We start from the raw sequence: 15,065 nt of genomic DNA, 5'->3' as shown, positions 1-15,065 counted from the left end.
TATTACCGTATCTTTAAAGTAATTAATCCCAAAAAAACTAATATTAATGATATTATCCAAAATCGTACTACAATACGCGGTTCTGGATATCCTTTTAATTCAAAATGATGATGAATCGGTGCCATTTTAAATATCCGTTGTTTAAATAATTTAAAATAGCTGACTTGTAAGATCACAGATAAAGTTTCTATTACAAACATACCACCCATAATTAATAATAAACATTCTTGACGTAATAATACTGCTATCACCCCCAGCACGCCTCCAAGTGATAAAGAACCCACATCACCCATAAATATTTGCGCTGGATAAGTATTAAACCATAAAAACCCAAGACCAGCTCCAATAATAGCTACACATATAATGATTAATTCTCCAGAAAAACAAAGATAAGGAATATGTAGATAATTAGAAAAATGAATGTTACTGGTTAACCATGCAACTACAGCTAACCCGGCCGAAACAAATATTACAGGCATAATCACTAATCCATCTAAACCATCAGATAAATTAATCGAATTGCTTGTACCGACAACAACAACATATGCTAATATGATATACCAAATACCCAATTTCGGCATAAAATTTTTAAAAAATGGCACTACTAATTGTGTGAGTGTAGGACTATGATCTGACATAAAAATAAACATAATCAACATTAAAGCAATGAATGATTGCCAAACATATTTATGCAACGCGCTTAAACCTACAGAACTTTTTCTTTTTATTTTTAAAAGATCATCAATTAAACCTAATAATCCATATGTTATCAGTATAAATAATGCATACCATACATATAAATTTGACAAATCAGCCCACATCACTACTGACACAACGATAGATAAAAGAATCACAATTCCGCCCATAGTTGGCGTGCTCTGTTTTTGAATATGTGATTTTGGTCCGTCACAGCGTACTATTTGAAAAACACATAAATTACGAAACCACGTAATTACATAGTAACCTATCCCCAAAGAGATAAATAATGCTGATATAAAACTAATGATTACTCTGAAAGTCAAATAATAAACAATATTAAATCTGGATGAATATAGTACTAATACATTTTCTGCTAACCAAAATAACATTTTGATCCATCCTGAATAGCATTTATTATTCGTTCCATTTTAAAACTACGAGATCCTTTCACTAACACACTAATTGTTTTATGACTGAATAAAATCTGTTTGATATAAATAATTAATTTATTTTTATCTTGAAAATGTTCCCCTTTTCTAGACAGTTTAGAAATAAAATAACTATCACTACCTATGCTAAGAACTTTATCAATATTTTGTGTTGCAATTAATTTCCCAATATAACAATGATATTGAATTGATTTATATTTGCCTAACTCTAACATATCACTAACTACTAATACACGATAACCAGGCATTGTAATTAGCACATGAATAGCAGATATCATAGAACCAACGTTTGAATTATAAGTATCATCTAGTAATAACCTACCTTCACCTAAAATAATCGGAAACAATCTACCAGGTAACATTTTCATATTTTCTAATCCAGAAACCACTTCTGATAAATTTGCTCCTACAGCAAATGAAAGAGCACTGGCAGCTAAAGCATTTGATACATTATGTCTACCTAACATCGATAAAAACACCGGAGAAGTTCCGTATGGACTATGCAAAATAAACCTTGTTCCATTTTTTTCGGCAACAATATTACTTGCAAAAAAATCTACATCTACATTAGTACAAACAGAAAAAAACCATGTAAATTTTCCTTCTAATGTTTTACGCCATAACGACAAAGTATGACTGTCAGCATTTATAATAGCTTTTCCTCCTAAATTTAATTCAGAAAAAATTTTTCCCTTCTCTTTTCCTATTTGAGCTAATGATCCAAAACCTGATAAATGGGATGGAAAAATATTATTTACTAAAGCTACATTAGCAGCTACAATCTTACTTAATTGAGTAAGTTCTCCTGGAGAACTGGTGCCCAATTCAATAATTGCAAAATTGTTTTGTTTTGTTAAACGTAATAAAGTAATTGGCACTCCAATCATATTATTAAAGTTACCTTGTGTTGCTATTATATGCCCGCAACTCTTTAATATAGAAGCAGTCATTTCTTTTACTGATGTTTTGCCACTTGATCCGGTGATAGCAATAACCTTAGATGATACTTGTTGACGTACCCAATGAGCTAACATTATTAAAGCATCACAAGTATCAGTCACTATTAACTGAGGCACATTTAATAACAAATAATGATTAACTAACAATGCTTGAGCACCAGCAGTAACCGCTTGAATTGCAAAATCATGCCCATCAAAACGTTTACCGATTAACGCTATGAATATACATTGTTTATAAATAATATTTGAGTCAATAGTAATGGCATGAATCACCAAATCTATACCAATATGTTTGGCATTTAAAATCGGCGCTATTTCATGCAAACTAAATGAAATCATGATATATTGTTTTCTAAAATTTTTTTTACTATATCTTGATCAGAATTGTATATACGATCATTCCCAATCATTTGATATCTCTCATGACCTTTTCCAGAAATCAATACTACATCTTCTGAGCATGCCTTGATAATAGCCGTTTTTATTGCACAATAACGATTTGTAATAATTTTAATATTTTTTTTTGAATATGTTATACCACGCATAATATCATTTATAATTAATCTTGGCTCTTCAGTACGTGGATTATCATTGGTAATGATTATGCAATCAGCGTATCGTTTTGCTATACAACCCATTAAAGCACGTTTACTTGGATCTCTATCACCCCCGCAACCAAAAACACACCACAGTTGACCAGCGCAATATCGTCTAATTGAAATCAATACTTTCTCTAATGCATCAGGAGTATGAGCATAATCTACTATAATCGTAGGACGTCCATAAGAATGAAATACTTCCATTCTACCAATTACCGGTTGTAATTGAGATGATATATTTACCAATAACGATAAAGGATATCCTAGAACTAATAATGCACCTAAGGCTAATAATAAATTACTAACATTAAATTCTCCTAATAACTGACTATGAATAACTCCCCCCCCCCAACTTGAATCAAAAAAGATATCTGTACTGGCAACATGATAATTAATCTTAACCACACATATCCATTTACCCTTCCAAAAACACGGTAAATTGCCCGTTATTGTCACTGCAACCGCTTGAGGTAAATAATATAACCATTTAGAACCAATATAGTCATCAGCATTAATTACATATTTTTCTACACGTAATTCATCAAATAATCGCCATTTAGACATAGAATATTGCGTAATATTTCCATGATAATCTAAATGATCATGACTTAAATTAGTAAATATAGCTACTTTAAAATATAAATCATCTACGCGATACTGACTTAATCCATGTGATGACACCTCCATAGCAACAAACGTAATCCTATTTTGGATAAATTGAGCTAATATTCTTTGAGTATCAACAGAAGAGCATGTTGTATTATGGGATAAAGACATATCACCTAGCATTCCATTACCTAAAGTCCCCATCACGGCACTTTTTTCTCCTAACAATTGGGCCCAACGAGCTAATAAATGCGTTATAGTAGTTTTTCCGTTAGTCCCAGTAACACCAATCAAAATCAAAAACCGTGATGGATGATTATAAAAACTCCCTGCTATATTAGATAAATATTGTGGTAAATGATTGATGTATATCACAGGTACTTCATTGAAAGTATGCCTATATTTTTTATATCCTGTGATATCATTCCAAGATTCCGACAAAACTGCCACAGCTCCCTTTTCGATCGCATAATCAATATACAATCTCCCATCAGTCTTATACCCTTTCACCGCTACGAATAAATTGCCTAATATAATTTTACGACTATCCAACTGTATTCCCGTCAACGGAAGACTAACAGTATCATTACCAACATATGGTTCGAGTAATTTATATAAATTATGTAAATCACACATATAATTTTATTAAAAAGATCTTATTACTTTTAAAATTACTGTAAAAAATCTGGCGTCACATTCATTATTTTTAATGTATTACCCATAACTGCTCTGAACACCGGTGTTGATACCATACTGCCATAATAATGACCATTTTTAGGATCATTTATTACTACCGCTAAAGCAAATCGGGGATTGCTCGCTGGGGCTACTCCAGCAGTACAAGCAATATACTTATTTATATATTTTCCATGTGACCCAACCTTCTTAACAGTACCAGTTTTTACTGCAACCCGATATCCTTTAATCGATGCTTGAGAACCACCATTTGGCAATGACACATTTTCCATCATATCTAAAACAGTGCGCACTACAGATCTTGGAAATACTTGATTTCCTAATATCGAGGGAGAATCAACCCGTGTAATAGAAAGCGGCTTAGACATTCCTATTCCGCCAATAGTAGCATAAACTTTAGCTAATTGTAACGGAGTAATCATTAAACCATATCCATAAGAAAAAGCAGCACGCTCCATATCTGACCAACATCTATTATATGGGTATACCCCTCTACTTTCTCCTATTAAACCTATATTTGTTGCGGTACCCATTCCAAAATTCAAATACGCATTCACTAAAACTGCTGCAGGCATAGCTAGTGCTAATTTAGAAACACCAACATTACTAGATTTTTGTAATATCTCTCTAATAGTCAATTTACTACGATATAGTACATCCTTAATTTTATGTCCATTGATTATATAGGGTGATGTATTGATAACAGTATCGGTTGTAATGATCTTGTGTTTTAACGCAGCCATAATCACAATAGGTTTTACTGTTGAACCTGGTTCAAATGCATCAGTAATAGCACGATTACGCATCACAGATTTATTAATAATAGATAAAAAATTGTTTGGATTATATGATGGACTATTCGTCATAGCTAAAATTTCTCCAGTATTAATATCTATCAATACTATGCTGCCAGATTCTGCATTATTTATATGTATAGCATTATTTAACTCGTGATATGCTAAGTATTGCAGGCGTTCGTCGATGCTGAGAATAATGTTTTGAGCAGCTTGACCGTTATCCAAAGTAATTTCTTCAACTATTCGACCAAATCTATCTTTTCGTATCGCCCTTGTTTCAGCTTGGCCAGTCAACCAAGCATCAAAACTTTTTTCGATACCTTCAATACCTTGGCTATCTATATCTGTTACTCCCACCAAATGGGCAGTTGTATATCCAGCGGGGTAGTATCTTTTTAATTCTTGCTTAAAATGTACTCCCGGCAATTTAAGTTGACTGATGTATTTAGCAAGAGAAGGATCAATCTGGCGTGCTAAATACACAAAATGCCCTGTGGTCTCATTATTAATAAGAGATGATAATTTATCTGATGATATAGACAATATTTCAGATAACTTCTCCCAACGCTGTATATCAGCAGCAATACCCCCTTTCTTATTAATTTCCTGAGGATCAACCCAAACAGAATCAGTTGGTATACTAATTGCTAACAACCTACCCATCCTATCGGTAATGATGCCACGAGTAGGCGGGGTGCTTTGTACACGCAACGAACGCATGTTACCTTCATCAATTAATTGATCAGAATAAATAATTTGCAGATAAGTTAATCTTAATAGCAAAATAATTAATATAAAGAAAATACAATAATATAATAAATTAAAACGTTTTCTATATAAAATTATTTGAAAATTATAAGGTTTAAACATCATATAACATATATTATGTCATCATATGACTAAGTATAAACATTGATTTATATTTTTATATATACGATACATAAAAATATAAATCAATGCAACGCACTATCCTGAGTTAACTCCACATAACACATTTGTAACTTATCTATAGCAATACGTTCAATACGATTATGGTGAGATAATATTTTTTCTTCAAGAATTAAACTTCTCCATTCAGTATCCAAAGCATTTTTTTTTAATATAAGATCTTCTCGATCCATAATCATAGATCTAGTGTGATGTGTTACTACAATAATCAATATTGCTGACGTTAAGACCAACAATAATAAAATCAATTGAAACTTACCATAAATACACAAATCATTATAAATAATACTAATAAGGCTATATTGTTTATTTTTTATCATGTTTAAAGAATTAATTTTTCAGCACAACGTAATATCGCGCTACGAGCACGCGAATTTCTTTTAATTTCTTGTTTTGAAGGCATCAATTTTCCCACATTTTTTAGCTGACACTTATTTTTATATTTCTCAAATATTTGATGGTCTGTTAATGGAAACTTAGGAGGTATAGACAAAAAGCGACTATGCTCACGAATGAAGTATTTTACTAAACGATCCTCTAAAGAATTAAAACTAATTACTACCAATCTACCTCGGGGAGATAACATGACCAATGCATCTTTTAATACTTTCTCTATTTCTTTTAATTCATTATTAATGTGCATTCTAATTGCTAGAAAACTTCTAGTCGCAGGATGCTTACGCATACTATGATGATATGGTACGGTATTACAGATCAATTGAGATAACGCAATTGAACGCATAATAGGTTTACACTGCCTTTCAGCTACTATAGCTTTAGCGATATGTTTAGAAAATCGTTCTTCTCCAAAAGTCCTCAAAACCCAAGCAATATTTTCTTGAGATGCTTTTAACAACCATGCAGCAGCAGATTGTCCGCTGCTAATATCCATACGCATATCCAATAGACCATCTCGCATAAACGAAAATCCTCTGTTAATATCATTTAATTGCAATGCGCTCATACCTAAGTCTAATAAAATACCATTTACTAATCCGATCATCCCCATATTTTCAATATGTGCATTTATTTGAGAAAACGAACTATGTATCATTGTAAATCTATTATCTTGTTCAGCAATAAACCTTCCAATTTTTACAGCTGATAAATCTCTATCCATTGCTAATAAACGACCTTGTTTATTTAATTTGGATAAAATCAACTTAGAATGACCCCCCAAACCAAATGTGCCATCAATATATATTCCCGTTGCATTAATATTTAATGCCTGTATCGCTTCATATAGCAATACGCTTTCATGATTGTAGTTAATATAAAACATGTACACAGTAATTAAAAAATACAGATGAACCGCACATAGGTATGCGACACAACTAAAACACTTAATAATAAAAAACTATTAGATATATAACATTCTATATTTCATTATACTAGGCCTTCATAGAAATATTAAAATTAAGTATATTCTTTTATATTCTACATTTAAAACATTAAAGATTGATATCTTTATAATTTAAAACACTCATACAGCATGTTATCATTATTAATAATGATAACACAAATATTGATCCTAAAAGATATTATGATACTTTTACTGCATATCTTACTTCTGATAATATTAATAGTTGACAAATGATATTTAATAGACTTAGAATAAATTTAATGTAATAAATTATCATTTATCTCTAATATTATTGGGTATCAACTAATATCCCATTAATAAAATACTATATAAATATCTGTTCTTAACATTCATGAGACATGGATAATCTATGAGTCAACGAATCATTATTTTTGACACAACCTTAAGAGACGGCGAACAAGCTCTTCAAACAAGTTTAAACGTAAAAGAAAAATTACAAATTGCTTTTGCTTTAGAACGATTGGGAGTTGATGTTATGGAAGTTGGTTTTCCAATATCCTCTCCAGGAGATTTTGAATCAGTGCATACGATAGCTCAACAAATAAAAGATAGTCTAGTATGCGCCTTGGCCAGATGTATTGAGAAAGATATTGACGCTGCAGTAAAAGCATTAAAAATTGCAAAAAACTTTCGTATTCATATATTCTTACCTACTTCCGCTATACATATTCAATCTAAATTGAAAAAAAACTTTGATCAAATTATAGAAATGACCGTTCATGCAATACGTTATGCAAGAAAATACACTGATGATATAGAATTTTCTTGTGAAGACGCTGGACGCACCAATATAGATAACTTATGTCGTATTGTTGAAATTGCTATTCAATCTGGAGCAAGTACGATTAATATTCCCGATACAGTGGGTTACACAACCCCATATCAATTCGGTGAAATTATTACTGCCTTATATAATCGTGTTCCTACTATTGATAAAGCTATCATTTCTGTTCATTGTCATGATGATTTAGGAATGGCAGTTGGTAACTCTATTTCAGCTATACAAGCGGGAGCTCGTCAAATTGAAGGCACTATCAATGGTATTGGTGAACGAGCAGGAAATACCGCGTTAGAAGAAATAATTATGGCTATTAAAGTAAGGGAAGATCTGCTGAATGTATACACTAATGTCCGTTGTCGAGAAATTTATAGAACTAGTCAAGTAGTAAGTCAATTGTGTAATATGCCTATTCCAGCGAATAAAGCAATAATTGGAGCAAATGCTTTCTCTCATTCCTCAGGTATTCACCAAGATGGCGTATTAAAGAATCGAAACAACTATGAAATTATGACACCAGAAAGCATTGGTTTAAAAGATGTTAAATTAAATCTTACATCCCGATCTGGAAGAGCAGCAGTAAAACATCATATGAAAGAAATGGGTTATCAAGAAAGTGATTACGACATGGATAAATTATATGACGTTTTTTTAGAATTAGCAGATAAAAAAGGACAAGTATTTGATTACGATCTAGAAGCATTAGCGTTTATTAATAATCAGCAAGAACAATCAGATTTCTTCAGATTAAAATGTTTTCATGTACATTCTAGTTCTTCTGGAATTGCCAATGCTTCAGTAAAATTATATTGCGGCAAAAACACATGTACTTATTCAACAACTGGTAATGGGCCAATAGATGCAATTTATGAAGCATTAACTTACATCACTAAGTTATCCATAAATTTAGAAAAATATCAACTTAATGCAAAAGGACATGGTCGTAATGCATTAGGACAAGTGGATATTGTCGTATCATATGAGGGACGCAATTTTCATGGAGTTGGATTAGATACAGATGTCATAGAATCTTCAGTAAAAGCTATGATTCATGTTTTAAATAATATTTGGCGCGCAAAACAAGTGATAATCCAGCGATTATATATACAAAAGGATAATAATCAATAATTTGGAAACATAAATATTTATGCACAATAATTATCATATTGCAGTATTACCGGGCGATGGCATTGGACCGGAAACTACAAGACAAGTTTATAAAATTTTAAATGTGATAAGAAAACAATTCCAAATCGATATTGTTACTACAGAGCATAAAATAGGAGGAGATGCGATTAATAATGAAGGCACTCCTTTACCTAATAATACTTTAAAATACTGTGAACAATCAGATGCTATATTGCTTGGAGCAGTAGGAGGACCACAGTGGATCCACTTAAAAGGATCCAAAAGACCAGAACAAGGCGCATTATTAGCGTTACGAAAACACTTTAATTTATTTGCTAACTTAAGACCTATACATCTTTCCAAAACATTAAAAACACTTTCTCCTTTAAATACAAAAATCATTCCAAATGGAATCGATATTATATTCGTTCGAGAATTAACCGGAGGCATTTATTTTGGTGAACCACAAGGACGTTCCGGTTTAGGTTTAAATGAATATGCTTTCGATACTGCAATTTATTATCGCTTTGAAATAGAACGGATTGCTCACATTGCTTTTAAATTAGCTCAAAAAAGACGTAAACTTGTATCTTCTATAGATAAAGCTAATGTACTGCATACTTCTATGTTATGGAGAGAAGTAGTATCACAACTTTCAAAAAAGTATCCGGACGTTGAATTAGAACACTTATATGTGGATAATGCTAGTATGCAATTAATCAAAAATCCGTCTAAATTTGATATTATTCTATGTTCAAATCTATTTGGAGATATTTTATCTGATGAATGCGCTATGATAAGCGGATCAATTGGAACACTACCTTCTGCTAGTATTAATGCACATAACTTTGGTCTATATGAACCCGCCGGGGGATCAGCTCCGGATATTGCAGGAAAAAATATTGCCAATCCCATAGCACATATCCTCTCTACTGCGTTATTATTTAGATATAGTTTAAAATTGAATCATATTGCTATTGCAATTGAAAAAGCAGTATCTCAAACATTAAATTTAGGATATCGAACAATTGATATAGCAAAAAAACACGAAAAAAGCATAGGCACTAATGAAATGGGCAATATTATAGCGTCATTCATTCAAAACACAAGAGAAAAATGATATGGGAAAATCCTTATACCAAAAATTATACGATATACATATCGTTTACGAAGATAAAAATGATGTTCCAATATTATATATTGATCGACATCTACTGCACGAAGTTACGTCACCTCAAGCTTTTGAAGCACTACGTTTAAAAAAACGTATAGTTAGACAACCAAATAAAACATTTGCCACCATGGACCATAATGTCTCGACTACCACACAAAATATCAATGCTTCTGGAAACATGGCTAAATTACAATTAAATAAATTGACTAAAAATTGTAAAGATTTTGGAATTACATTGTTCGATTTAAATCATCCTTATCAAGGAATAGTACATGTTTTAGCTCCAGAACAAGGCATTACACTGCCAGGTATGACTATCGTGTGCGGAGATTCTCATACCGCTACCCATGGGGCTTTTGGCGCTTTAGCTTTTGGAATAGGGACATCGGAGATAGAACATGTATTAGCAACACAAACTTTAAAACAAATTCGATATAAATCAATGAAAGTTAACCTTTCAGGTGTTATCGCTCCTCAAATTACAGCTAAAGATATAATCCTAGCAATTATTGGAAAAATTGGACATGGAGGAGCCTCTGGTTATGTAGTAGAATTTTGTGGGACTGTTATAACTCGTTTGAGTATGGAAGAACGCATGACCCTGTGTAATATGGCTATTGAAATGGGAGCAACTTCTGCTTTAATAGCACCAGATAAAACTACTTATGATTATTTAAAAAATCGTAAATTTTCTCCAACTGGAAACAATTGGAATCAAGCATTATTATATTGGAAAACTTTATATTCCGACCACGATGCTCACTTTGATAAAATATTTGATTTCGATATATCTAACGTTAAACCACAAGTAACTTGGGGAACCAATCCTAGCCAAGTAATCTCTATTGATCAACCGATCCCGTTTCCAGAATCCTTTATAGATCCCGTGGAACGTATTTCTGCTAAACGGGCTTTAATATATATGCAACTTCAATCAAATACTTATTTAACAGATATTTCTGTTGATAAAGTATTCATAGGCTCATGTACTAACTCGCGCATTGAAGATTTACGCATAGCGGCAACAGTAATTAAGGGGCATCATATCTCCAATAATACACAAGCAATTGTGGTGCCTGGATCTAAATTAGTAAAAAATCAAGCAGAATTAGAAGGATTAGATAAAATATTTATACAAGCAGGATTTGAGTGGCGTTTACCTGGATGCTCTATGTGTTTAGCTATGAACAATGATCGACTCAATACCGGCGAACGTTGTGCTTCTACTAGCAATCGGAATTTTGAAGGTCGCCAAGGTCGTGGGAGTCGGACTCATTTAGTAAGCCCGGCAATGGCGGCGGCGGCCGCCATTGCCGGGCACTTTATCGATATCCGAAAATTAAAATAATATAAAGGATACATGCATATGACTCGATTTATTCAGCATACCGGTGTAGTTCTACCACTTGATATTGCCGATGTCGACACAGATAATATAATCCCAAAACAATTTTTAAAAGCTATCACTCGCGCTGATTTTGGGTTATACTTATTTTTTAATTGGCGTTTTCTTGAAAATACAACTAAAATTTTAAATCCAAATTTTATATTAAACAAACCACAGTATAAAAAAGCTAGTATCTTATTAAGCCAAAGAAATTTTGGATGTGGTTCATCTCGTGAACATGCAGTATGGGCGCTCATGGATTATGGATTCAGAGTTATCATAGCTCCAAGTTTTGCAGATATTTTCCATAAAAACAGCTTTAATAATCGATTATTACTTATTACCATATCAGAACTACAAGTAAATGATTTATTTAAAGAAATTTCAACAGAAAACAAAAGCATATCATTTACTGTAAATTTATACGAACAAATTATTTATACACATAATAAAAAAAAATATTTCTTTAAAATAAATGACTTTTATAAACGTTGCATGCTTAACGATCTTGATAATATTAACTTAACTTTACAGCATGATTATGCTATTAAAAAATACGAAGACAATCAGCTGCCATATTTAAAATAAATACAAACAAAACAACAAAAATATAAACATATTAGTATTACCTTTATAAAAATTGTAATAACAATAAACGCTAAAAATCATTGCATATAGATTGCAATAATAAAAATATGTAGTAAAAACTACATCAAATGTTATGTACCTTTATATTAATCATTTAAATTAGAACAATATAAAAAAATAAATATAAACATTAAAATTTTTATTTATATATATAAATAAAAATTCATAAACCAATGATATTTAATGTTGTCATAACAGATAAATATCTGTATCTTTCTCATATACAAATACAAACAACATCTGTATACCGTAACAAAATTAAAACAACTGAACATGCAGATGCGCAGATATATGTTATATATTTTTAAATTTTAATGTTTTTATATACGTCATATACTATTTATTAATTCAATCATAAATAATTCGTCATTCTTTGACAAAATATGCATCAAAATCGTTCAAACCATAATATTAGGTTTTTTTATCAAAACACCATTATTAATTCGATTTTGTTGATATTCTATACTCAATTTTATCTTTCAGCTTATGCATCTAATTACGCACCAATTTCAATTTCTATAACCGACAATCTTTTTTCTACTGATCACCCTATCTACGTGCAATCTGACGAACTAGAAATTTATTATCCTAAAAAAATTCAGTTTTCTGGACACGTCAATATGAAACATAATAACAATATTTTAACATCTGACAAATTAATAATATCACATAATAAACAAAATGAGCTCTTATATAATACATTATATGCCTGTGGTCATATTAACTATAATAACAACTATATTGTGTTAACCGGAACTCACGCTTGGATTAATCTTTATAATAAAAATATAGATATTCATAAAGGCACATATTATGTATTAGAACCACATATTCACGGAACAGCTCGTTCCATAATGCAACGAGAAAAAAATCGTTATACTATTATTAAACAAGGAGAATGTACTACTTGTGTTTCAAATGAAAATCATTGGATTATAACAGGATCAGAAATGATTTATGATCACCATAAACATAATATTGATATCTGGAACGCTTGCCTAAAAATAAAAAAAATACCAATATTTTATAGCCCCTATTTATCATTATCTCTGCATCAAAACAATATCTTGAGGCACTATATACCTAGTATTAAATACAGTAGTAAACATGGATTAAAATTTAAAATACCCTGTCCCATTAATTTATCAAAACATTACTCAGGTAGCATCTCTCCATGTTACGCATCCAATCTAGGAACAAAATTAGAAACTGAAATACATTATACAATTAATCCAGGTACTGGATTGTTGATCTTAGATTTTATAGAAAACAATAAAATATACAATAAAAAAATGTCCAATAATTGCTATAACAGATATTGGCAGATATATTGGAAACACAATGGTATCATACATAAAAAATGGCATTTCAATTCTAATTATCTCTTAAATACAGGTTCTAACGATTATGTTGAAAACGCCAGTATACCAACCCATACACACTCTAATAATGATTATTTAAACCAAAAAATTTTATGCAATTACAGTGATAAAAATTGGAACGCCAGTGTAGCTTATTTTGGCATTGCAAATACCAAAAACACAATGATACAACATCTTGGTAGTTATAGTGCAGCACCTCAATTAGAATTAAATTCATATTACTATGACATCAAACACAAATCATTTAACTTAAAATTATTTAGTCAACTCACCCAATTTATTCCTATAAATTATGATTATCCAAAAACAATTAGAATACACACAGAACCAACTTTAAATATCTCAATAAACAATCATTGGATTAATTTTAATACTGAAGCAAAATTAAGAATAACACATTATCGACAAAAAAATATAAACCACTACAACAAAACACAACACACGAATTATCATTTAGATGATATAGTTAATCGTATTATTCCGCAATTTAAAATCAACGGAAAAATGATTTTGAAAGAAAACACATATACTTCAAAAAAATATAAACATTTCTTAGAACCAAAACTACAATATTTATATGTACCATATTATTTTCAGGAAAACATCGGTATGTACGATACCGATTTGATTCATATAGATCATAAAAATTTATTTCATGACACCATATACAGTGGATTGGATCGTATCATGCCCGTTAATCAAATTACCGGAAATATAGCTATACGATACTTTAAGAAAAAACACGAATTATTTTACACATCCATAGGTCATATTTTTAACTTAAGCCAACCTAATTCCAAACATAACATAAACACAACTAAATACATACACGAAAAAAACTACAATTTCCTCCTGTTTTCAGGAATAAGTCGTTGTAATATTAACAGATATTGTAACATGAACACCGAAATACAATATGATATGCAACACCACACACTATCTTTTGGAACTGTAATATTAGAATATATAGGAAAAAACAACCAAATTTTACAAACACATTATCGATACACTAACAAACAATATCTCGAAAAAATACTACCACAAATCAATGAATCAATTTACCATAATACAATTGCTCAATTGGGTATTCTTGCTTGCTACCCTTTATTTGATAATTGGAGAGTAAGTTGTTCGCATTACCACAATATAAAAACTCATCAACTCATTGATCAAACAATTGGGATACAGTACTATACTCCATGTTGGAGAATAAATGCATCTTGCGAACGAAAAGTGATCGATTGGCATAAACAGCTACATCATAATATGTATGACAACAAAATACGATTAGATATTAAAATATATAGTTCCACAGCAGATTTTAAATCAAACCCATATCAAATGATGAATATAGGTATATTACCATATCAACATATATTTTAACCTCGTGTACTACATCAGGTTAAATTCACAATTACAACATTATCAATT

At 31.0% G+C, this 15,065-nt stretch carries 11 protein-coding genes; 5 read left to right on the top strand and 6 right to left on the bottom strand.

From position 1 onward, the window contains the following. Window positions 1-2: 2 nt before the first annotated feature. The 6 genes from mraY to rsmH all read right to left on the bottom strand — a co-directional run bounded on the left by mraY (window position 3) and on the right by rsmH (window position 7,035). Complete coding sequence (mraY, locus tag Bamer462_RS00715) at window positions 3-1,088, bottom strand: phospho-N-acetylmuramoyl-pentapeptide-transferase (RefSeq protein ID WP_500837799.1); 1,086 nt, start codon at window positions 1,086-1,088, stop codon at window positions 3-5. Then, a complete protein-coding gene (murF, locus tag Bamer462_RS00710) occupies window positions 1,073-2,446 on the bottom strand; it encodes a UDP-N-acetylmuramoyl-tripeptide--D-alanyl-D-alanine ligase (protein ID WP_500837798.1) in 1,374 nt (457 codons plus the stop codon). The genes mraY and murF overlap by 16 nt, the downstream gene beginning before the upstream one ends. Beyond that, a complete protein-coding gene (gene murE / locus Bamer462_RS00705; RefSeq protein WP_500837797.1) occupies window positions 2,443-3,948 on the bottom strand; it encodes a UDP-N-acetylmuramoyl-L-alanyl-D-glutamate--2,6-diaminopimelate ligase in 1,506 nt (501 codons plus the stop codon). Before murE ends, murF begins: the two co-directional genes overlap by 4 nt. 35 nt (window positions 3,949-3,983) lie before the next feature. Next, window positions 3,984-5,678, bottom strand: a complete 1,695-nt coding sequence (ftsI, locus tag Bamer462_RS00700; protein ID WP_500837796.1) for a peptidoglycan glycosyltransferase FtsI — start codon at window positions 5,676-5,678, stop codon at window positions 3,984-3,986. Between the two features lie 80 nt (window positions 5,679-5,758). Beyond that, complete coding sequence (ftsL, locus tag Bamer462_RS00695) at window positions 5,759-6,073, bottom strand: cell division protein FtsL (RefSeq protein ID WP_500837795.1); 315 nt, start codon at window positions 6,071-6,073, stop codon at window positions 5,759-5,761. Window positions 6,074-6,075: 2 nt separating this feature from the next. Beyond that, complete coding sequence (gene rsmH, locus Bamer462_RS00690) at window positions 6,076-7,035, bottom strand: 16S rRNA (cytosine(1402)-N(4))-methyltransferase RsmH (RefSeq protein ID WP_500837794.1); 960 nt, start codon at window positions 7,033-7,035, stop codon at window positions 6,076-6,078. Between the two features lie 451 nt (window positions 7,036-7,486). Between rsmH and leuA the strand changes: the two genes are divergently transcribed. The 5 genes from leuA (at window position 7,487) to lptD (ending at window position 15,017) form a co-directional block, all read left to right on the top strand. Then, entirely contained in the window at window positions 7,487-9,043 is a 1,557-nt protein-coding gene (gene leuA / locus Bamer462_RS00685) for a 2-isopropylmalate synthase (protein ID WP_500837793.1), read from the top strand. Between the two features lie 19 nt (window positions 9,044-9,062). After that, the gene (leuB, locus tag Bamer462_RS00680; protein ID WP_500837792.1) at window positions 9,063-10,163 is read left to right on the top strand and encodes a 3-isopropylmalate dehydrogenase; all 1,101 of its coding nucleotides are present in this window, start codon (window positions 9,063-9,065) and stop codon (window positions 10,161-10,163) included. A gap of 1 nt (window position 10,164) precedes the next feature. Next, window positions 10,165-11,565, top strand: coding sequence for a 3-isopropylmalate dehydratase large subunit (leuC, locus tag Bamer462_RS00675; protein WP_500837791.1), 1,401 nt, complete (start codon window positions 10,165-10,167; stop codon window positions 11,563-11,565). Window positions 11,566-11,583: 18 nt separating this feature from the next. Further along, window positions 11,584-12,192: a 3-isopropylmalate dehydratase small subunit gene (leuD, locus tag Bamer462_RS00670; RefSeq protein ID WP_500837790.1), complete on the top strand. Its 609-nt coding sequence runs from the start codon at window positions 11,584-11,586 to the stop codon at window positions 12,190-12,192. A 443-nt stretch (window positions 12,193-12,635) separates the two neighbouring features. Then, the gene (lptD, locus tag Bamer462_RS00665; RefSeq protein ID WP_500837789.1) at window positions 12,636-15,017 is read left to right on the top strand and encodes an LPS assembly protein LptD; all 2,382 of its coding nucleotides are present in this window, start codon (window positions 12,636-12,638) and stop codon (window positions 15,015-15,017) included. Window positions 15,018-15,065: the final 48 nt, after the last annotated feature.

It is taken from the genome of Candidatus Blochmannia americanus (nom. nud.) (assembly GCF_059934915.1).
The sequence above is the reverse complement of the archived record's forward strand: the minus strand, read 5'-3'. Positions and strand labels throughout refer to the sequence as shown.